Below are 20,270 nucleotides of genomic sequence, written 5' to 3' on the forward strand. Positions count from 1 at the left end.
TAAAAAATCAGATTTTGCAGGCGTCGCCGCAATCATCATCGGCAACGATCGCCTGGGCTTTCTTATCCGCGTCTTCAAGGCGTTCAGCGTTACGCTCCTGCGCTTCTTCCAGACCGCTAAAAACCAGGTTGTCGAGATCAATTTCCATGAGTTACCCACTTTAGTTCAGTTTTGACCGTGGCCAGATTATAGGGCAAAACGGGCGAGGGGGCACCCCATGCCGTCGTTGATAGCACGTAGCGGTAACCCGCGCGCGTTTCCCCCAGCAGGTGATAAATAATGAAGCCGACTGCTAATAATGAGAGTTGACAGGCAGGATGAAATTAATTTCAGAATTTAAAGAATGATTACCTGACTATTTATTAAATGAAGGGACAACGAACGGGTAACTAAGCGTTGACTTGAATGATTTATGATATTATTGCCGTGATTATGGTTGATTCTATGGATCTTGATCGATGGCTATAACAGCAGCAGTCGCCATCAAAGAATGGCGAAAAAATAATAAACTCATTTGTAATGTTAAACTCAAATATAAGAAGGTGTTACGTCGATGCAGAGAAATACCTCTGGCAGGGGGCAAATATAGGGAATACCGGGCGCTGTGTGATAAATACGTTTGCGCCAGATTAACCGGCGCCACGGAGGGGCTGGTCAGCTTTCAGGATAAACCCTTCAAGGCCTATTTAAATAAGAAGTTGTCAAAGAGAACCAAACTCGATATCGCCTACGGCTCGTTGATTTTTATGGAAAAAACATTTTCCGCAGCGATCATGCCGCAGCTGTATAACGTGACGGAGTTTGGGCTGACGGTAGCGACCGTTCCGCTGAAAAATGGGACCAGCATTGACGTTAAGCTGCTGGCATCGCCTTTTCAGGAAGAAGGAGAGCTGATGCTGTTAATGCTTCTCGATAATAGACGCATCTACAGTCTCTGTTTTTCCTGTACCGCCGACGGCCGCGCTTATATTGGTGGCATTCAGGGGGGGAAAGACGTGACCGGTGATGAAATTAAAGTCCTGACTAAGGAGCTTTATGGTATCCGACCTAAAAATTTAATTATCACGCTGCTGTACGGTTTTTTACAGCACTGTAATATTAAAGAGATCTATGCGGTTGACAGCAATTTCCATGTGAAAAGCGACAAAGTAATGACTAATTACGCTGCGCTGTGGCTGGAAGTGGGCGGTAAGCAGCATCGTCGCGGTTGGTATAAGCTGCCGTCGCAGGAAATAAAGAAAAGCCTTGAAGAGGTCAAAAGTAAGCATCGCAGCCAGTTTATCAAACGTGAAAGTTTGAAGGAGCTGGCGCAGCATGAGCTTGCGGCTTCAATGCAGCAGCTTGGCGGGCGTCTTAGCGCCGGTTAATCTGCAGCGGCGGGGTTGTCGGTCAACAGGGGGCTGTTGGCCGGCAATCTCCCTCCATCTCCCGCTATTTACAACCCTCTCCCGCTATCTCCCATCATCGCCAGCGATTGCCCACTCTCTCCCTTACTCTCCCGTACTAGCAGGCACTAGCCCGCAATCTTCCGCAGGCTCCGTATCGCTCCTCACTCTCTCCGACCATCGCGCTATCTTCCCACCTCGCGTCGTGGTGCTTAAAACCGCTTCGTCTATCAACTTCCTTTTATAAATTAAAAAATTTTAAACATAAAATGCTGGATAGTTTTACATAAAATTTACAAACTCATATACTTTCTTACGTTCTTCGCTCCGTTCAGGAGCGTCCAACCAGTATGTTATGTGGTCTGTGCCTTAATTATGTAAATAAAGCACTGTTTAAAATAAATACATTGGTTATAACGACTAACGTCGTATGGGATGAAATATGGACGAACAACGAGGTAGCGGCAGAGGGATGTTCTTCACCGCCTGGCGCCTGCTATTTGTGTTATTGAGTTTTTGCATTGGTCTGTTCTTAGCTATCTGGGGCGGCAAGCTCCTCTCTCTTGGCGGCAGCGCCTGGTATCTGTTGGCGGGCCTTGCCTACATGGTTATCGCCGTCGGCTACCTTATCCGCAGTAAATACGTTCTTCCTTTCGCAATTATTACCTTCTTTTTGACCCTGGTCTGGGCGCTGTACGAAGTCCAGCTTAGCTACTGGGGACTGATCCCGCGGCTGGTGGTTCCCGCTCTGCTGCTGATGCTGGGCCTGTGGCTGTCCGCGACCCTGCCGCTCAAACGCGCGCAGATCCGCTACGCGAACCGCAGCGCCGCGGTGATTTTCATCGCCCTGCTGGCGACGCTGGTGTCGGCATTCTATCCGCACGGCGGCATCCATAACGGGGTGGTCAAAGCGGCGAGCGACGGCAGGCCGACCGAGACCGCGCAAAGCGATAACTGGGAATTCTTCGGCCGTGACGCTTCCGGCACCCGCTTCGCGCCTTATGACCAAATCACCCCGCAAAACGTCAAAAATCTGAAGGTGGCCTGGACCTATCACACCGGCCGTCGGCTGACCGGCGCCGGGATTGGGGTTGATGAGAATACCCCGCTGCAGATTGGCGATACCCTCTATTCCTGCACGCCGCTCAACGTGGTGACTGCTCTCGATGCCGACACCGGTAAAGCGCGCTGGCGCTTTGATCCGCACGCGCAGACCGCAGAGCACGTTACCTGCCGCGGCGTGGGCTATTACGATGCGCAGAGCGACGCCTCGCTTAGCGCCGAAGAGAAGGCCAGTCCGTCGCTGCAGCAGTGCCCGCAGCGGATTCTGGTCTCCACCGTTGACGCCCGTCTGCTGGCGCTGAATGCGAAAACCGGCGAACTGTGCGAGGACTTCGGCACTCACGGCAGCGTCGATCTGAAGCAGGGGATGGATAACACCGAAAACAGCAAGCGCTATCACCCCACCTCAACGCCGGTGATTATGGGGCACATCGCGGTGCTCGGCGGCTGGGTTCGCGATATCGTCCACGGCGAGCCCTCCGGCGTGGTCCGCGCCTTTGACGTGCGCAGCGGTAAGGTGGTGTGGGCCTGGGACGTTGGCCAGCCGGAAAACGTGACCGATCCGCAAAAAGGCCGCGTCTACACCCTCGAAACGCCGAACGTCTGGACGGTGCCGGGCTTTGATAAAGAGCTGAACCTGGTGTATCTGCCGACCGGCAACGGTCCGCCGGATTACTGGGGCGGCGATCGTAACGAGGCCAAAGAAAAGTACGGCTCCTCGGTGGTGGCGGTCGATGCCAGCACCGGTGAAACGAAGTGGGTTTTCCAGACCGTGCATCACGATATCTGGGATTATGACCTGCCGTCCCAGCCGGTGCTGTTCCACATGAAGAACGACCAGGGCGAAGAGGTCCCGGTACTGATTCAGACCACCAAAACCGGCCAAATCTACGTTCTTGACCGCCGTACCGGCAAGCCGGTGACCCGCGTAGAGGAGCGGCCGGTGGCGCAGGGCGGGGCGGAAGGCGAGCGTCTCTCGGCAACCCAGCCGTTCTCTACCGGTATGCCGCAGCTTGGCGTCGAGCCGTTAACCGAGAAATCAATGTGGGGCGTGACACCGTTTGATCAGCTGATTTGCCGCATTGATTTCAAAGAGTCCACCTATCTTGGAATGTATACGCCGCCGTCAGAGAAGCCCTATATCGAATGGCCGAGCCTGCTGGGCGGCATGAACTGGGGCGGCATCACCATCGATGAGCGCACCGGGACGCTGTTTGTTAACGACATGCGTATGCCGCTGAGAATGTCGCTGGTGCGCCAGGAAGATATGGCGAAATACAAGGTCTCCACCGACGAAGTCCCGGGCTTTATGGGGACCGTTCGTCCGCAGATCGCCGGGCCGTACGGCGGCGTGCGGATTGATATTCTGCAGTCCGCGCTGGGCGTACCGTGCAACACGCCGCCGTTCGGCACCATGAGCGCTGTTGACCTCAATAGCCGCCAGCTGCTGTGGCAGGTGCCGCTGGGCTCGGTCGAAGATACCGGTCCGCTGGGGCTGAAAACCCATCTGCATATTCCTCTGGGAATGCCGACCCTGGGCGGGCCAACCTCGACGGCTTCCGGGCTGATCTTCTTTGCCGGTACTCAGGATAACTATCTGCGGGCGCTGGATTCGGCGACCGGGAAAGAGCTGTGGCGCGCGCGCCTGCCGGTAGGCGCAGTGGCCGCGCCGCTGATCTACAAATCGCCGAAAACGGGTAAAGAGTACGTGGTTATCTCAGCCGGCGGCGCCAGCCACTCGCCGGACGTTGGCGACGATATCATCGCCTACGCCCTCGACGAGTAGCGCCCGCGGGCTCTCCACGCCTACCGAGGATTAGCTCCCCCCTGGGGAACAAAACCTGCCGCTGAACGAGCGGCAGGTTTTTTTTTCGCCCGCAGCCGGGCCGGACGAACTAAACGGCGTGGCAGGCGACGTGATGCCCCGCGGCGACCTCCCTGAGGACGGGGACCTCCCGGCGGCAGCGCTCGCTGGCCTGCGGGCAGCGGGAGGAGAAGCGGCAGCCGGGCGGCGGGTTTGACGGGTCAGGGATCTCGCCCTGCATCGCGACCGCCGGTTCACGCAGCGGGTCTAAGGTGGGCACCGCCGCCAGCAGCGCCTGCGTATAGGGATGCAGCGGCCGGGCAAACAGCGCGTCGCGGCTAGCGGTCTCCACCAGCTGTCCGAGATACATCACCGCCACGTCATCGCACAGATGCTCCACCACCCCGAGGTCGTGGGAGATAAACAGGAACGTGACCCCCAGGTCGTCGCGCAGGTCGGAAAAGAGGTTAATAATCTGCGCCTGGATGGAGACGTCCAGCGCCGAGATCGGCTCGTCGGCGATGATGAAATCCGGGTTGAGGATCAGCGCCCTGGCGATGCCGATACGCTGGCGCTGGCCGCCGGAAAATTCGTGCGGAAAACGGTTGTAATGCTGCGGCGCGAGGCCGCAAATCCGCATGACCGCAATAGTTCGGTCATACAGCTCCGCCTTGCTGCACAGCCCGTGCTCCAGCATCGCCTCACCGATGGCGTCGCCGATGCGAATTCGCGGGTTCAGCGAACTGTAGGGGTCCTGAAAGACCAGCTGGATTTTCGGCCGCAGCGCCCGCATCTCACGCGGGGAGAGCGCGCTGAGCTCGCGGCCGCGATACCTTACGCTGCCCGCGGTTTTCTCATACAGCCCGAGCAGGGTGCGCCCGACGGTAGTTTTGCCGCTGCCGGACTCCCCCACCAGGCCGAAAATGGTCCCCGGACGGATCTTAAAGCTCACGCCGTCCACCGCCCGCAGCTCGCCGGTTTGCTGCCCGAACAGCCCGTCGCGCAGCGGGAAGTGCTTTTTAAGCCCTTCGACTTCAATGACGTATTCACTGCTCATGCCACGACCTCCGCGAGCTCAGGATGAAAACAGGCGACCTGCCGGACGTCGCCCGCCAGCGGGGGGATCCCCTGGCGGCAGCGTTCGCTGGCGCGCGCGCAGCGGTCGGCAAAGGCGCAGTACGGCGGCAGGGCGGCCAGATCCGGCACCTGGCCGGGGATCGAGTAGAGGCGGCGCCGGCGCTCGCCGGGCACCGGGCGGGAGGCAATCAGCCCCTGGGTATAGGGGTGCTGAGGATGGCGCAGTATCCCGGCCGTCGGGCCCTGCTCAACGACCCTGCCGGCGTACATCACCACCACGTGCTCCGCCATTTGCGCAATCACGCCGAGGTCGTGGGTGATCAGCATCATCGCCATCCGGCTGGCCCGGGAGCGCTCGCGCAGCAGCTGGAGGATTTGCGCCTGCACGGTGACGTCCAGGGCGGTGGTGGGCTCGTCGGCAATCAGCAGCTGCGGCTGGCAGCTCAGGGCCATCGCGATCATGATGCGCTGCAGCATCCCGCCGGAGAGCTGGTGCGGGTAGCTGTTCATCAGGCTCTCCGCCCGCGCCAGGCCGACGTCGCTAATCAGCCGCGTGGCGTGCTGCCAGGCGGCCTTTGCCGATTCACCGCGATGGCGGATCAGCGGTTCGCACAGCTGCTCGCCGATGGTGAATACCGGATTGAGTGCGCTCATCGGCTCCTGGAAGATCATCGCCAGCCGGTTGCCGCGCAGGTCGGCCATTTTGCCCGCCTTCAGGCGCAGCAGATCCTCGCCGTTGAACAGAATCTCTCCGCCGTCGACGCGCGCCGCCTGGGGCGGCAGCAGGCCCATCAGCGACATCGCGGTGACGCTTTTGCCGCAGCCGGACTCGCCGACCACGCCAACGGTTTGCCCGGCATGAATGGCGAAAGAGACCTCCTGCACCGCCCGCACGCGGCTTGTTTCGCCGGCAAAGGAGACCGAAAGCTGGTTAAAGGTGATTAGCGGCGCGCTCATTTGAGCCTCTGTTTCATTTTGGGGTCCATCGCGTCGCGCAGGCCGTCGCCGAGCACGTTAATGGCGATAACGGTGATAAAAATAGCCAGCCCCGGCGGCATCCACAGCCACGGGCGGCGCTGGAAATCGATCAGGCTGTTGGCGGCGTCCATCATGTTGCCCCACGACGGGGTGGGCGGCACCACGCCGAGCCCGAGATAGCTGAGGGCCGACTCGCTCAGAATGGCGTTGGCGACCGCCATCGTCGCCATCACCACCAGTATCGGAACGGTATTCGGCAGCAGATGGCCAAACAGGCGGCGGCGCGCCGACAGGCCCAGCACCCGGGTGGCCAGCATAAAGTCGCGTTCGCGCAACGACAGGCACTGGCCGCGCACCAGCCGGGCCAGCTTCGGCCACTCCAGCAGGCTCAGCATTATCACCACCATGTAGATCCGCGACTCCGGGGAGAAATCGAGCTCCGAGAGCATCGCCCCGGCGACAATCAGCAGCGGCAGGCCGGGAATGGTCATCACCAGATCAGCCAGGCGCATGATCAGCCGGTCGGTCAGCCCGCCGGCGTAGCCGGAGACCGCGCCGAGCAGATAGCCGAGGGTCACCGACAGCAGCATAGTCAGAAGGCCGATAATCAGCGAGATCCGCCCGGCCAGCAGCAGGCGGGTATAGACGTCGCGGCCGAGGAAATCGGTACCCAGCCAGTGTTCGGCGCCGGGCGGCTTGTTGATCATCAACACGTCGGTGGCGTCATCTTTCCACGGCGACCACAGGGGACCGAGGACGCACCATGCCGCCATCAGCAGCAGGATGAGCAGACACAGCATCGCCAGCCGGTTGCGCTTCAGCGCCTGCCAGGCCTGGCGCCAGGGGGAGGGCGCTATCTGCGCCAGCGTCGGGATCGTCGCTTTACGCAGGCGACGGTTGGTTGAAAACAGGGAACTGAGCATCAGGACCTCACTCGGATTCGCGGGTCGGCCCACGCGTAGAGTACGTCGGCAATCAGGTTGCCGAGGATCGTCAGCACCGCCAGAAACAGGGTAAAGCCCATCAGCACCGGATAGTCGCGGGCGGCCAGCGAGTCGATATGAATATGGCCCGCCCCCGGCCAGTTGAAGACTTTTTCGGTGATGATGGCGCCGGAAAACAGCCCCGGCAGCTCAAAGCCGAGCAGAGTGATAATCGGCAGCAGGGCGTTGCGCAGCGCGTGCCTGAAGATGACCGTGCGTTCGCGCAGCCCCTTGGCGCGTGCGGTGCGGATAAAATCCATTTTCACCACCTCGAGCATGCTGGCGCGAAAGTAGCGGGTCAGGCTACCGGCCTGCAGCATCACCAGCGCCAGCACCGGCAGCGCCAGATGCGCCGCCACCTGCAGGATATAGGCCCAGCCGCGATCGTCGCTGCCGGTGTTGGTCATGCCGCCCGGCGGTAGCCAGTGCAGATCGACGGCGAACCACTTAATCAGCAGCAGGCAGAGGAAAAAGGTCGGGAAGGACATGGCGGCGAAGACGGCGATGCTGACCAGATGGTCGAACAGCGAGTTGGGCTTCATGGCCGAAACGATGCCCACCGTCAGGCCGATGCCCCAGTAGAAAACCAGCGCGACGCTGGCCAGCAGAAAGGAGTTCCACACGTACTGGTTGAGCAGCTGGCTGACCGGGATCTGGTACTGCAGCGAGAAGCCCAGGTCGCCGCGCAGCAGCTGACCCAGCCAGTGCAGATAGCGGGTGAACAGGGGCTGGTCGAGGCCGTAGATCGCCTTCAGCTCGGCGGCGCGGGCGGCGGTAAGGGTGATATTACCGTCGATAAAGTCGCCCGGGGTTTTAGCGAACAGCATAAAGATTATCAGGGAGGCCAGCAGCAGCATCGGCAGGGTCTGCAGCAGCCGTCTGAGGATAAAATTTCTCATAACATTCTCACGTTCCCCGCCGGTGAACCCCGGCGGGGACGATATTTACCTGGCGATTTTCACGTCCGGCAGGCTGCCGGTCAGACCGTTATAGATATCCGGCTTAAAGCCGCTGACCCTGGCGCTGCTGGCGGAGAGGATCTCGCGATAGCCGAGGAAGATAACCGGCGGGTCTTCCGCCAGCACTTTGTACAGCTGGTGGTAAATCGGCTTGCGCTGGTTGACGTCGAGCACCGAATTGCCCTCGCTAATCAGCTTATCGACCTGCGGATTGTGATAGCCCGACTCTTTCGCCTCGCTGCTGTAGAAGTCCCACACCCCGTCGTGCGGATCGTTCAGCGTGCTGGTGCTGAAGGAGGCCAGATCGTAGTTACCCGATTTGCGCTGGGCCATCAGGGCGTTGAAGTCCACCACCTGCGGTTTCAGCAGGACGCCAATCTGCTGCCAGTTCTCTTTGGCGATGGGGATCAGCGCATCGTTGAGCACCTTCTTGCTGACCAGCAGCGTCAGCTCCAGGCGTCTGCCGTCTTTCACCCGGATGCCGCCCGGACCGGGCTTCCAGCCCGCCTCATCCAGCAGCTTTTTCGCGCGCGCCGGATCGTATTTATACGGATTGACGCCTTCAGCGTTGTAGGCCCAGGAGATCGGGGCGATGGGCTCAATGGCGACCTTGCCGTAGCCCTGATACACCACGTCAATCAGCTTCTGCCGGTCGAGGCCGTAAATCAGCGCCTGGCGCACTTTGACATCCTGCAGCGCCGGGCGGCGGACGTTGAATTCAACCTGGCTGTAGTCGCTGGAGCCGTAGAGGTTGATGTTGGCGAAGCCGAGCATTTTCAGCTGTTCGATATCGTCCGGACGCGAGGTAAAGGCGTCATAATCGGTCTCGCCGGTCTGGAACAGCTGGAAGTTGGTGGACGGATTGGTGACGCGATAGATAAAGCGCGGCGTCGGCGGCGTACCGCGGTAGTAATGGCTGTTGGCGTGGAAGCGGATCTCCTGGCCCGGGAGATACTTGTCGTAGACGTAGGGGCCGTTGCCCAGCGGCTTGCCGTGCAGCGTGCGCAGATAGTCGAGCTGGCCGCGCTGATATCCCTTGCCGTAGTAAGCTTTGGAGAGCACCGGGCCGCCGATTTTGGCAAGCGTGGTGGCGCCCGGTTCGCTGGTGGTCACCTGCAGCGTCAGCGGGTCGATCACCTTCAGACCGCTCACGCTGTCTGCCGTACCGGCTTTGTATTCAGCGCCGCCGGTAATATTGGCGAGCGTGATGTCGGTATCGCCGTCGTATTTGGGGTCCAGCAGCACGGTGAGCGTAAAGGCCACGTCTTCGGCGGTAAGCGGCGAGCCGTCGCTGAAGGTCAGATTGGGGCGCAGCTTGATGGTGTAAACCTTGTTATCGGCGCTGACGGTCCAGCTTTCGGCCAGCCCAGGGACCAGGTTACCGTGGCTATCCCAGTCAATCAGCCGCGAAAAAATGACGTTGGTGACGTTTTCGTCCCAGCCGTTAACGAAGAAATAGGGGTTAAAGATGCCCTGCGGCTCGGAAATGCCGGCGACTACGGTGTCTTTACGCAACTTCGCGGAGGCCGGGATCTGGCTGACATCGGTAGCCGGGGTGATCCCTTCCTTTAAAATATCGTCCGCGCTGGCGGCAGAAGAAAATGCCACCGCGCCGCTAATGAGCGCGATTTTCAGAGCCAGCGAGAATCGCGAACGTTTGGTTTTTAATCCGGGCAGTAATCTGGACAAAAGTGCTCCCTCATCAAATAATTGCGCTTAAATTTACAATTCATGACGAAAGATAAGAGCCGCACCTCCGGCTGTCTAACACCGAAACGCTATGATTTATAGCGAATTGGAATTAGCAATAATACAGAATTAAAATGCCGGATTTTAGCTAAGGTGTAGTGATTTACGCTATCACCTCCGTGCCGAGGGTGAAGCGGTCCGCTACCCAGCCGTGCTGGCGCAGCGCGGCGAGGTCCAGCGGCTGCGCCAGGCGTACCCGAATCTGGCCGATGGTTCGCCCCTGGATATGCTCGCAGCTGCTGGAGAGCAGGCTGGCCTGGGCCCCGAGCAGGCCGGCGATCTGCTGTAAATTGGGCTCCCGCCCGCTGCTGCCGTCAAAGTGCAGCGTCACCACCTGGCGACCGGCGACCAGCGCCTCCGGCTCGCCGGGGCGCGCGTGATGCAGCGTCCCGGTCATGCTGCGGGTGACCTCGTGCTGCGGATTGCCAAAAATCTGCCACACCTCGCCCTGTTCAATAATTTTGCCCTGTTCGAGCACCGCCACCCGATCGCACAGCGTACGAATCACGTCCATCTCGTGGGTGATAAGGATAATGGTCAGGCCGAGGCGCTGGTTTATCTCTCGCAGCAGCGCCAGCACGGCGTAGGTATTCTCCGGGTCGAGCGCCGAGGTCGCCTCATCGCACAGCAGGATCTCCGGCTGGGTGACCAGCGCGCGGGCGATACCGGTGCGCTGCTTTTGGCCGCCGGAGAGCCGCGACGGCCAGCTGTCGCGCAGGGCGCTAAGGCCCACCAGCTCAAGCATTTCGTCGACCCGCCGCCGCCTTTCGTCCCGGGGAACGCCGGCCATTTTTAGCGGCAGCTCGACGTTCTGCGCCACGGTCTTCGTCGACATCAAATTGAAATGCTGAAAGATCATCGCCACCCGGCGACGCAGATCCCGCAGCTGGGTGGGGGCATAGCGGCGGGTCGGCTCGCCGTGAATGATAATTTCGCCGCTGTCGGCGCTTTCCAGGCGGTTAAACAGGCGCAGCAGGGTGGATTTACCGGCACCGCTGCGCCCGATAATGCCGAAGATTTCGCCCTGGTGAATCGTCAGGTTGATATCCTGCAGCGCCCGAACGCCGTTGGGATAGGCTTTGCCGATGTGGGTTAACTCAATATGCGGTACCGCGCTGGGCGCATTGGTCACGGTATTCTCCTTCGTTAGCCAGCAAATGGCGGCAGCGGTGGCGCTGCCGGGTCGATTTCAGCGCTCAAAAGCCGGGCAGAATTTTGCCCTTATAGCGGGTGAGAATGAAGTTGCGAACCGCCTCGGAGTGCAGGGCCTTCGCCAGCTTCTGGATCCCCGGATCGTTGATGTTGTCGGGGCGGGCCACCAGGTACTCGACGTACAGATCGCTGCCTTTTTCCACCAGCAGCGCCTTGTCGGTATCAATTCCGGCCTCCAGGGCGTAGTTGGCGAAGATAAACGCCAGGTCGACCTGATTTACCGCCCGCGCCAGCATCGCCCCCTCCAGCTCGCGGATTTTAAAACGATGCGGGTTATTGACGATATCCCGGGTGGCCGACTGCGGGTCCTGCGGGTTTTTCAGGGTGATGAGCCCCGCGTTGCTGAGCATCACCAGCGCGCGGCCGGTATTGACCGGATCGTTGGGGATGGCGATGGTGGCGCCGTCCGGCACCTCTTTAATCGATTTATATTTGCTGGAGTAGGCGCCAAACGGTTCGATATGGACGCCCACCACCGGCAGCAGATTGGTGTGCCGGGTCTGGTTGTAGTTATCGAGGAACGGCCGGTACTGGTAGTAGTTGGCGTCGAGGTTCTTTTCCGCCAGCTGCTGGTTAGGCTGAATAAAGTCGTTGAAGACTTTAATTTTTAAATCGACCCCTTCTTTCGCCAGCGCCGGTTTGACGAATTCGAGGATCTCGGCGTGCGGCACCGGCGTGGCGCCGACGGTCAGCGTTTCACTGGCGGCGGCCGAGAAAGAGAACAGGGCCAGCAGCCCGGCGGCGATAAGCGTTTTTTTCATCATTTTTTCCTTTCATGTTTGCGCAACGGATGCCCGTCAACCGGCTGCGGCAGCGGGAAGAGGGCGGGCATCCTTTATTTACGGCTTATCGACCGCACGAGGCGGTCGCCGCTCATTTGTAATATCTGCACCAGGGCAATCAGCAGCAGCACGGTGACGACCATGACGTCGGTCTGAAAGCGCTGATAGCCAAAGCGGATCGCCAGGTCACCGAGGCCGCCGCCGCCAATCACTCCGGCCATCGAGGTGTAGTCCACCAGCAGAATGGCGGTGACGGTCACCGCGGCCACCAGCCCCGAACGCGACTCGGGCAGCAGGGTATGCCAGATCAGCTGCCAGGTGTTGCCTCCCATCGACCAGCTGGCCTCCACCAGCCCGTGATCGACTTCGCGCAGCGCCGTTTCGACCAGCCGGGCGAAGAAGGGCGCGCAGCCGACGACCAGCGGCGGAATGGTGCCCTGCACCCCCAGCGAGGTGCCGGTAATGAAGGTAGTGACCGGGATCATCACGATCAGCAAAATGATAAACGGCAGCGAGCGCAGCACGTTGACGGCCAGCGACAGCAGGCGGTAAAGCCGCGGGGCGTGCAGCAGCCGGGGCTGGCCGGTCAGATAGAGCACGATCCCCAGCGGCAGGCCAATCAGGACGGTAAAGCCCAGCGACCAGCCCAGCATCGTCAGGGTATCGATAGCGGCCTGCGCGACGTCGCTCCAGTCTATTTCGGCAAAAAATTCCAGCACCGTCGCCACCCTAGTTCCAGTCGTGGCGCTGCGGGCGAACGCCGTTCAGCACCCAGTTGCCCAGCAGCTGATATTTCCAGCGCACCGGGTCGTGCAGGGTATGGACGCGGGCGTTGCGCCAGTGGCGATCGAGGTTATTGCCGCTGGCGGCGGCGCGGGTGCCACTGAGTTCAAACAGGCGGCTGGCGGCCTCCAGCGCCACTTCGGTGGTGAAGACCTTTGCGCGGGCGACGGCCACCGAAGCCAGGGCGACGTTCTCCTCGTTCAGCGCGTGGCGGTAGCGATCGAGGGTTTTCCCCGCCCGCTCCAGCAGCGCCTCGGCGGCGGCCAGCCGGCTGTCGATCTGCCCGATATGGTAGATGGTGAGCGGGTCGTCGCCGGCGCGTTCTACCCCGGCGTCAATCCACGGCCGGGCGAACTCGCGCACGAACGCCACCGTGTCGTTGAGTGCCGCCCGGGCGATGCCGGCATCGATGGCGGCGGTGGTGAGCTGCGCGAAAGGGCCGGCGAGCGTGGGGGTGGCGTAGGATTGCCACGTCGGAAACAGATGGAACGGCTGGACCGCCAGATCCTCGGCCAGCACCGTCCCGCTGGCGGTGTTGCGCTGGCCGAGGCAGGCCCAGTCGTCGACCACGGTCAGCCCGGCGCTGTCGCGAGGGACAAACGCCAGCTGCGCGTTGTCGTCGGCATCGAGCGCCAGAATGCCGATCCAGTGGGCGTAGAGCGAGCCGGTGCAGTAGCCTTTGCGGCCGTTGATATACAGTCCCTCCGCGCGCGCCTCCAGCCGGGTGCGGATATCGAGAACCGTTTTACCCCCGGTTTCTGAGAGGGCGTTGGCAAAGCGGTGCCCCTGCAGGACGAGGTTAAAGAAGAAGGCGCGCTGCTCATCGCTGCCCTGCAGGCGAATATCCTCCAGCAGGCAGTAGTGGTTCTGCGGGATTTGCCCCAGCGACGGGTCGGCGGCGGAGATAATGGCGATAACCTCCGCCAGCGTAGCGGCAGAGACTTCGGCCCCGCCCCAGCGGCGCGGCACGGTAATGCCCCACAGCCCGCTATTGGAAAAGGTATCAACGATCTCGGGGGGCACAACGCCGCTGCGGTCGCGCTCGGCGGCGCCGGGCCGCAGCACCAGCGCTATCTCATGGGCGATGGCCACCGCTTCTTCATCGCTGCTGATAACGTGCGCCCGCGGGGCGAAACGGGTGTAACTAACCGGCTGTGTGCTTTCTGGCATGCTGATCCCATCCTGATTACTGTGCTATATGCAAAAAATAGATAAATAAATAATCTATAATTCCAAAGAGTTATATGATCAGGTAGCAAAGGCTGTGCCAGAAAATTAAATTTTTATTTAGCTTAAAATCAAAGGGTTAGTTTTTCTCCCGCCGGGGGGAGATGCTGCAAATGCGGCTGGGCTGAACGCGGGCTGCTGCATTTGCGACAGCCCGCGGGCCAGTATTTCAGGGCAGCGGCCGCCATAGCGCGTCCGGATCGGCAAACCCTGCCTCTATTGCGGCGAAGAAGCGGCTGGCGTGCAGGCCGTCAACGAAGGCGTGGTTGAACTTACCCGCGACCGGGATTACGCCGTTTTTCAATTTGCCCCAGGTGAGGGCGGGCACCGCGGCGCCGACATAATATTCGGCATGGGTGATGGCGCTGAAATGCAGCCACGGCAGGCAGCTGGCGCAGAAGAAGTGCTCGCCGTTGACGATAAGCGGCGCCGGATCGGTGGTTTTTGCCGCCTCAATGCTCGGCGTTGCCGCCCGGCTAAAGGCGGCAAAATCGGCGGCGTTGTCGCACCACACCTGGCGAAACCCCTCCTGAGCGGTCATCACCGGCGTCATTACTGCTAGCTCATCGTATTCAATAATCTCGTCGCCCAGCATCCGCTGTTTGAGCTCAGGAATAGCGTTGGCCGCCCGCAGCAGGGCGTAGAGCGCCAGCTGGAAAAAGGAGACCTGCCGGTCTTTGGCGCATTCGTACAGCCGTTGCGCTTCAAGCGGTACGCAGAGGTTAAAGCTGGGGTTGGCAAAGGTGCGATAAAATTCGAAATGCTCTCGGCGATGCCAGGTTTCCCTGTCGATAACGTGGTAGGCGGGCACGGCGCGCTCCTGGTCGGTTCGGATGTCAGAGACGACTATGCGACGATTTCAATCAGATTGCCATCGGGGTCTTTGATCACCGCTTCATAGTAGCCGTCGCCGGTGGTACGCGGCGGAGAGACTAAAATGCCCTGCGCGTCGGCGCGCTGCGCCAGTAGATCAACTTTTTCTGCGCCACCCACCGCAATAGCCAGGTGCACCCAGCCGGTGTGGTTATTATCCGGCGTCCCTTCGCTGAGCCCCGGCTTGGTCATCAGCTCGATGGCAATATTGTCGCCGATCTTCACAAAGTAGGAGGCAAAGCCGTGATTCGTCTGGCTGCAGTACTTATCGTTAATCTCGCCGGCAAAGAAGTCGACCCAGAAGCGGGCCTGCTGCTCAAGCTGACGGGTCCAAAGCGCGATATGGGCTACTTTCATCGTGAATATCTCCTGACGCGTGTTGACAGAGGGAGAGCAGATGCATGATCATGCTCACTAATGCTCGATTACCTAACTAAAAGGATGTTAAATGCTCGATTATGCAGCATTCCCTCAGCAGCGACAAGCGCTCATTTGCCAGATCCTGCAGGAGAACGGCAGGGTGGTTTGCGCCGAACTGGCGACCAGACTGAACGTCTCGGAACACACAATTCGCCGTGATTTACATGAGCTTAGCAAAGGCGGGTTCTGCAAAAAGGTCTACGGCGGGGCGGTGATGAACCTGCCGGAGGCCGGTGACTATAGCGAACGCAAAGATAAAAACGCGGCAACAAAGCTCAGAATCGCGCAACAATGCGCAAGGCTGGTAAAGCCCGGCGGCTGCATTTTCATCGATACCGGCACCACCAACCTGGCGATGGCCGAGGTGCTGCCCGCCGAGCTGGCGCTGACGGTGGTGACGAACTCGCCGGAAATAGCCGCCGTATTGCTAAAAAAACCGCTCTATGACGTGGTGATTCTCGGCGGACAGATACAGCGGGCGTCCGGGGGATGCGTCGGCACCTCGGCGGTGGCGCAGCTGCAGGGGATTCTCTTTGACCAGGGGTTTATCGGCGGCTGCGCGATGGCGCCGGAGTCCGGCCTGACGGGATTTGACTACGCGGACTGCGAATTTAAGAAAGCGGTTATCAGGCAGTGTAGCGAAATTATTGTTGGCCTGACGTCTGACAAGATCCCGGCGGTGGCCCGCTTTGTGGTGGTTGAAAGCGGCGCTATCGATGTGCTGGTGGTGGAAGAAAACGTCAGCCGCGAGTACAGCGCCACCTTTCGCGAGCACGACATCCGCATTTATACGGTGTAATGACCGACCGGCGGCGGCTGAAATCCGCGTTCTTCTGAGGGCGCTCTTCGCCGGCGGCGACGCGTTCCCGATGGCCCCGCCACCGGGCAGGGCATTGACGCCGCTACCCGGGAAAGCGGTCTGACTTAGCCCATCGCGCTTTCGCGCAGGCGGGCTTTTAGCTTACTGTACTCATCAATGACGTACTGTTCGGCGGCGCGCTGGTCGGCAATCCGCTCAACGTTAACCGCGCAGTACTTGTACTCCGGCGTTTTGGTTATCGGGCTCAGGTTCTCGGTCACCAGCTCGTTGCAGGCGCCAATCCACCACTGGTAGGTCATATAGACCGCCCCCTTATTCGGCCGATCGCTAACCTGTGCGCGAGTGATGATGCGGCCCTTACGCGAGTTAACCCACACCAGCGCCTCATCCTCGATACCCAGACGCGCGGCGTCGGCGGTATTGATTTGCGCATAGCCAGGCTCGTCCGCCAGCGCGGCCAGCGCCGCACAGTTACCGGTCATCGAGCGGCACGAGTAGTGGCCGACTTCGCGCACCGTTGAGAGCACCATCGGATATTCCCCGGTGAGCCTGTCGATCGGCGCAACCCAGTCGCAGGTGTAGAACTGCGCCAGCCCGTTGGGGGTAGCGAACCTCTCTTTAAACAGATAAGAGGTCCCCTGGTCGGCGGCGGATTCGTCGCGGCACGGCCACATGATGTAGCCCAGCTCGCCCATCTTCTCGTAGGTGGCGCCGTAAAAGTCCGGACACAGATGGCGCAGCTCGTCCCAGATCTCCTGGGTGTTGCTGTAGCGCATCGGGTAGCCCATCCGGGTGGCGATCTCGCTGATAATCTGCCAGTCGGTTTTCAGATCCCACTGCGGCTCCACCGCTTTAAAGAAGCGCTGGAAGCCGCGGTCCGCCGCGGTATAGACGCCTTCATGCTCGCCCCACGAGGTGGAGGGCAGGATGACGTCCGCCGCCGCCGCGGTTTTGGTCATGAAAATATCCTGCACGATAACCAGCTCAAGCTCTTCAAAGGCTTTACGCACCGCCGAGAGCTCGGCATCGGTCTGCAGCGGATCTTCGCCCATAATATAGGCCGCCCGCACTTCGCCGTGCGCCGCCCGGTGCGGCAGCTCGCTGATGCGGTAGCCGGTGTGCGCCGGCAGGCTCTCCACGCCCCAGGCTTTGGCGAATTTCTCCCGGTTTTCCGGGAACTTAACGTACTGGTAGCCCGGATAGGTATCCGGCAGGGCGCCCATATCGCAGGCGCCCTGGACGTTGTTCTGCCCGCGCACCGGGTTGACCCCGACGCTCGGCCTGCCGAGGTTGCCGGTCATGATCGCCAGGCTGGTCAGCGAGCGCACGGTTTCCACGCCCTGATAGAACTGGGTGACGCCCATGCCCCACAGGATGGCCGCGGATTTGGCGCTGGCGTACATCCGGGCGCAGGCGCGGATCTCCTGAGCGCTGACGCCGGTTATCTCTTCCACCGACTCCGGCGTATAGCCTTCAACGATTTTGCGATACTCCTCGAAGCCTTCCGAGCGGCTGGCGACGAAGGATTTATCGTAGAGATCCTCTTTAATAATGACGTGGCCGATGGCGTTGAGCAGGGCAATGTTGGAGCCGTTTTTCAACGCAATATGCATATCGGCAATGCGCGCGGTTTCAATTTTGCGCGGATCGCAGACGATAATCTTCGCCCCGTTGCGTTTGGCGTTAATCACGTGATTTGCCACGATAGGGTGCGAATCGGCCGGGTTATAGCCGAAGATAAAGACGAGATCGGTATTATCAATCTCGGTGATGGCATTACTCATAGCGCCGTTACCGACCGACTGGTGCAGACCTGCAACCGATGGGCCGTGTCAGACGCGAGCGCAGCAGTCGACGTTATTGGTGCCAATAACGGCGCGCGCGAATTTTTGCATCACATAGTTGGTTTCATTCCCGGTGCCGCGGGAGGAGCCGGTGGTCTGGATGGCATCCGGGCCATACTTGGCCTTAATCGCGCTGAGGCGCGTGGCAACGTAGTCGAGGGCCTCATCCCAGGAGACGGACTCCAGCCTGCCGCCGCGCTGGCGGCGGATCATCGGGGTTTTCAGGCGCGGGGTGAGGATCTGGGTATCGTTAATAAAGTCCCAGCCGTAGTAGCCCTTCAGGCACAGGGTTCCCTGGTTATTTTTGCCCATCGCCGGCTCGGCGCGGATAATCTGCCCCTCTTCGGTCACCAGCTTTATCTTGCAGCCGGCCGCGCAGTAGGGGCACACGGTGATTGCCATTTTCATTGTGACAGGACTCCTTTTAATCATGCGGCAGCGAGGTCGCGATTAAAAAAACAAAAAAAAACCAAACCGGCTGCTGATACCGAGATCGACAGCCGCTTGTATCGCCGGAAAGCTCATCAGCAGCAGCAGGGTCGCGGCGAGGGTCAGGCGAAGTAGCATGGTGGTTTCTCCGCAAGCGGTTGTGCTTATTGGCAAAATGAAACGCGGCAGCGGGTTACCCCAATGCCGCACCGTCCAGCGCTACTCCTCATGCTGCTGCTTTTTAACCTTGCGCATTAATAACCACATGCGCACCGTGCGCGGCGCGCGATGCGCCCCCTGGGCTTCCGGCACCAGACCGGTGTGCTTGTTGTAGCCGTTGAAAAACAGGTTCAGGGTGACGGCGCTAAACGTAGCCAGCATGATCCCGCTGTGCAGCAGCGGCTGCAGTACCTCAGGGAATTTAGAGAAAAACTGCGTCGATAGCGTTGGCGTCAGGCCGACGCCAAGGCTGATGGCGACGATATAGAGGTTGTAGCGATTGGTGGAGTAGTTGATGCGGGCGAGAATACGTATCCCCGTTGCCAGCACCATGCCGAACATCACCAGCCCCGCACCGCCCAGCACGAACTGCGGAATAGAGGCCACCAGCACCGCCATCTTGGGCACCATGCCAAAGATAATCAGAATGGCGCCAGATGCCACGCAGACCCAGCGGCTATGGACGCCGGTGACGCTGACCAGGCCAACGTTCTGCGAGAAGGAGGTGTGCGGAAAGCTATTAAACAGCCCGCCGAATAGGGTACCGACGCCGTCTACGCGTAGGCCGCGAATGATATCCTGCGGCGTCAGCTTACGACCGACAATTTCGCCAAGCGCCAGAAACATCCCCATTGACTCAATGAAAACGATGATCATGACGGCGGTCATCGTGATGATTGATATTGGATCGAAGACCGGCGTACCTAACGCCAGCGGAGTGACCACGGCGAACCAGTGGGCGTCATGCAGCCCGGTGAGGTTAACCTCATTCATCATCATCGACAGGCCGAAGCCGAAAACGATGCCTAACAACACGGCGACGTTAGACATAAAGCCTTTGGCAAAGCGGGTGACCAGCAGAATAAACAGCAGTACGGCAAACGAAATCCCCAGATAAATGGGGCTGCCGTATTCCGGATTACCTTTGCCTCCGGCCGCCCAGTCGATCCCCACCTGCATAATGCTCAGACCGATGGACGTGATGACGACGCCGGTGACCAGCGGGGGAAAAAGCGGCATCAATCGTCCGATCAGCGGCGCCAGCAGGGTGGTAATTATCCCGGCCGCAATAGTCGCGCCGAAAATACCCATCAGTCCGATATCGGGATTCATGCCGATGGCCAGCATCGGCGTCACGGCGGCGAAGGTCACCGACATAATAACCGGCAGGCGAATGCCCATAAAACGTCCGACGCCGATACACTGCAGCAGGGTCACGACGCCGCAGCAAAACAGATCGGAGCTGATCAGCAGTGCGACCGTTTCCTTGCTTAGCCCCAGCCGGTCTCCAATCATTAAAGGGACGGCGACTGCGCCAGCATACATAACCAGAACGTGCTGCAAACCAAGAACGACCAGCTTCCCCGGGGATAAGACGCGATCCACCTCATCAATTGTGTGGGGGCTACCAGTGACCGATGGTGGTTGAGAATCAATGGCGCTCATAATGTATTTCTCCTTAATATCCAACGGTGGGCTTAGGAGCCAACCGGGAAGAGGGGTGAATAGAGAGAGTGCAAAGTTCGCTATTCCTTATGCTTAGGCAGTGCCAGTTTTTATTCCTGCCGGAAAAATAATGTTGAAATGAGTCGACTATCACAGAAAGAGGCGGTAACGGCCGCGCGCGGTGGGAGAAAAAACGCCGTGGAGAAAATAGCGTCTCA

17 protein-coding genes are annotated in these 20,270 nt (G+C 59.8%); 3 read left to right on the top strand and 14 right to left on the bottom strand.

The annotated features are described in order from the left end of the window. Nucleotides 1–7 precede the first annotated feature (7 nt). Nucleotides 8–148 carry a hypothetical protein gene (locus HCK03_RS11235; RefSeq protein ID WP_004102786.1) on the bottom strand — a complete coding sequence of 47 codons (141 nt, stop codon included), beginning with the start codon at nt 146–148 and terminating at the stop codon, nt 8–10. 310 nt (nt 149–458) lie between these two features. On the opposite strand from HCK03_RS11235, the gene HCK03_RS11240 reads away from it, so the two are divergent. Together HCK03_RS11240 and HCK03_RS11245 are read left to right on the top strand one after the other, a co-directional pair. Then, entirely contained in the window at nt 459–1,367 is a 909-nt protein-coding gene (locus tag HCK03_RS11240) for a DUF535 family protein (RefSeq protein ID WP_041145962.1), read from the top strand. A 460-nt stretch (nt 1,368–1,827) separates the two neighbouring features. After that, the gene (locus HCK03_RS11245) at nt 1,828–4,233 is read left to right on the top strand and encodes a membrane-bound PQQ-dependent dehydrogenase, glucose/quinate/shikimate family (protein WP_167691571.1); all 2,406 of its coding nucleotides are present in this window, start codon (nt 1,828–1,830) and stop codon (nt 4,231–4,233) included. A 109-nt stretch (nt 4,234–4,342) separates the two neighbouring features. Here HCK03_RS11245 and HCK03_RS11250 read toward each other — a convergent pair whose 3' ends face one another. The 11 genes from HCK03_RS11250 to HCK03_RS11300 form a co-directional block, all read right to left on the bottom strand. Further along, complete coding sequence (locus HCK03_RS11250) at nt 4,343–5,308, bottom strand: ABC transporter ATP-binding protein (protein WP_123551505.1); 966 nt, start codon at nt 5,306–5,308, stop codon at nt 4,343–4,345. After that, nucleotides 5,305–6,285: an ABC transporter ATP-binding protein gene (locus HCK03_RS11255; protein ID WP_123551504.1), complete on the bottom strand. Its 981-nt coding sequence runs from the start codon at nt 6,283–6,285 to the stop codon at nt 5,305–5,307. Before HCK03_RS11255 ends, HCK03_RS11250 begins: the two co-directional genes overlap by 4 nt. Beyond that, the gene (opp4C, locus tag HCK03_RS11260; protein ID WP_167691572.1) at nt 6,282–7,229 is read right to left on the bottom strand and encodes an oligopeptide ABC transporter permease; all 948 of its coding nucleotides are present in this window, start codon (nt 7,227–7,229) and stop codon (nt 6,282–6,284) included. Before opp4C ends, HCK03_RS11255 begins: the two co-directional genes overlap by 4 nt. Continuing rightward, a complete protein-coding gene (locus tag HCK03_RS11265) occupies nt 7,229–8,188 on the bottom strand; it encodes an ABC transporter permease (protein WP_041145957.1) in 960 nt (319 codons plus the stop codon). Before HCK03_RS11265 ends, opp4C begins: the two co-directional genes overlap by 1 nt. Nucleotides 8,189–8,233: 45 nt before the next feature. Then, entirely contained in the window at nt 8,234–9,937 is a 1,704-nt protein-coding gene (locus HCK03_RS11270; RefSeq protein ID WP_167691573.1) for an ABC transporter substrate-binding protein, read from the bottom strand. A 163-nt stretch (nt 9,938–10,100) separates the two neighbouring features. Next, nucleotides 10,101–11,129 (bottom strand): methionine ABC transporter ATP-binding protein, encoded by a 1,029-nt coding sequence (locus tag HCK03_RS11275; protein WP_143966978.1) that lies wholly within the window; start codon nt 11,127–11,129, stop codon nt 10,101–10,103. Nucleotides 11,130–11,193: 64 nt separating this feature from the next. Then, nucleotides 11,194–11,970 (bottom strand): MetQ/NlpA family ABC transporter substrate-binding protein, encoded by a 777-nt coding sequence (locus HCK03_RS11280; RefSeq protein WP_041145954.1) that lies wholly within the window; start codon nt 11,968–11,970, stop codon nt 11,194–11,196. A 74-nt stretch (nt 11,971–12,044) separates the two neighbouring features. Beyond that, nucleotides 12,045–12,710, bottom strand: a complete 666-nt coding sequence (locus tag HCK03_RS11285; protein ID WP_375708088.1) for a methionine ABC transporter permease — start codon at nt 12,708–12,710, stop codon at nt 12,045–12,047. Between the two features lie 10 nt (nt 12,711–12,720). Beyond that, nucleotides 12,721–13,944, bottom strand: a complete 1,224-nt coding sequence (locus HCK03_RS11290; protein WP_076948181.1) for an SfnB family sulfur acquisition oxidoreductase — start codon at nt 13,942–13,944, stop codon at nt 12,721–12,723. A gap of 226 nt (nt 13,945–14,170) precedes the next feature. Next, on the bottom strand, nt 14,171–14,812 hold the full coding sequence (locus HCK03_RS11295) for a CatA-like O-acetyltransferase, family 1 (RefSeq protein WP_076948182.1): 642 nt from the start codon (nt 14,810–14,812) through the stop codon (nt 14,171–14,173). Between the two features lie 35 nt (nt 14,813–14,847). After that, complete coding sequence (locus HCK03_RS11300) at nt 14,848–15,231, bottom strand: VOC family protein (protein ID WP_041145950.1); 384 nt, start codon at nt 15,229–15,231, stop codon at nt 14,848–14,850. Between the two features lie 91 nt (nt 15,232–15,322). Between HCK03_RS11300 and HCK03_RS11305 the strand changes: the two genes are divergently transcribed. Beyond that, entirely contained in the window at nt 15,323–16,093 is a 771-nt protein-coding gene (locus tag HCK03_RS11305) for a DeoR/GlpR family DNA-binding transcription regulator (protein WP_167691574.1), read from the top strand. Nucleotides 16,094–16,218: 125 nt separating this feature from the next. Here HCK03_RS11305 and fdhF read toward each other — a convergent pair whose 3' ends face one another. Then, on the bottom strand, nt 16,219–18,366 hold the full coding sequence (gene fdhF, locus HCK03_RS11310) for a formate dehydrogenase subunit alpha (protein ID WP_080773219.1): 2,148 nt from the start codon (nt 18,364–18,366) through the stop codon (nt 16,219–16,221). A 240-nt stretch (nt 18,367–18,606) separates the two neighbouring features. Further along, nucleotides 18,607–20,052 carry a nucleobase:cation symporter-2 family protein gene (locus tag HCK03_RS11315; RefSeq protein ID WP_041145946.1) on the bottom strand — a complete coding sequence of 482 codons (1,446 nt, stop codon included), beginning with the start codon at nt 20,050–20,052 and terminating at the stop codon, nt 18,607–18,609. Between the last annotated feature and the right edge of the window lie 218 nt (nt 20,053–20,270).

Origin of the sequence: Klebsiella terrigena, assembly GCF_012029655.1 — a bacterium.
GTDB classification, from domain to species: domain Bacteria; phylum Pseudomonadota; class Gammaproteobacteria; order Enterobacterales; family Enterobacteriaceae; genus Klebsiella; species Klebsiella terrigena.

Excerpts from the sequence above, each read along its gene's own strand:
- opp4C (WP_167691572.1), bottom strand. The coding sequence starts at position 7,229 with ATGCTCAGTTCCCTGTTTTCAACCAACCGTCGCCTGCGTAAAGCGACG.
- HCK03_RS11280 (WP_041145954.1), bottom strand. The coding sequence starts at position 11,970 with ATGAAAAAAACGCTTATCGCCGCCGGGCTGCTGGCCCTGTTCTCTTTC.
- HCK03_RS11305 (WP_167691574.1), top strand. The coding sequence starts at position 15,323 with ATGCTCGATTATGCAGCATTCCCTCAGCAGCGACAAGCGCTCATTTGC.
- HCK03_RS11240 (WP_041145962.1), top strand. The coding sequence starts at position 459 with ATGGCTATAACAGCAGCAGTCGCCATCAAAGAATGGCGAAAAAATAAT.
- HCK03_RS11300 (WP_041145950.1), bottom strand. The coding sequence starts at position 15,231 with ATGAAAGTAGCCCATATCGCGCTTTGGACCCGTCAGCTTGAGCAGCAG.
- HCK03_RS11245 (WP_167691571.1), top strand. The coding sequence starts at position 1,828 with ATGGACGAACAACGAGGTAGCGGCAGAGGGATGTTCTTCACCGCCTGG.
- HCK03_RS11235 (WP_004102786.1), bottom strand. The coding sequence starts at position 148 with ATGGAAATTGATCTCGACAACCTGGTTTTTAGCGGTCTGGAAGAAGCG.
- HCK03_RS11265 (WP_041145957.1), bottom strand. The coding sequence starts at position 8,188 with ATGAGAAATTTTATCCTCAGACGGCTGCTGCAGACCCTGCCGATGCTG.
- HCK03_RS11255 (WP_123551504.1), bottom strand. The coding sequence starts at position 6,285 with ATGAGCGCGCCGCTAATCACCTTTAACCAGCTTTCGGTCTCCTTTGCC.
- HCK03_RS11250 (WP_123551505.1), bottom strand. The coding sequence starts at position 5,308 with ATGAGCAGTGAATACGTCATTGAAGTCGAAGGGCTTAAAAAGCACTTC.
- HCK03_RS11290 (WP_076948181.1), bottom strand. The coding sequence starts at position 13,944 with ATGCCAGAAAGCACACAGCCGGTTAGTTACACCCGTTTCGCCCCGCGG.
- HCK03_RS11315 (WP_041145946.1), bottom strand. The coding sequence starts at position 20,052 with ATGAGCGCCATTGATTCTCAACCACCATCGGTCACTGGTAGCCCCCAC.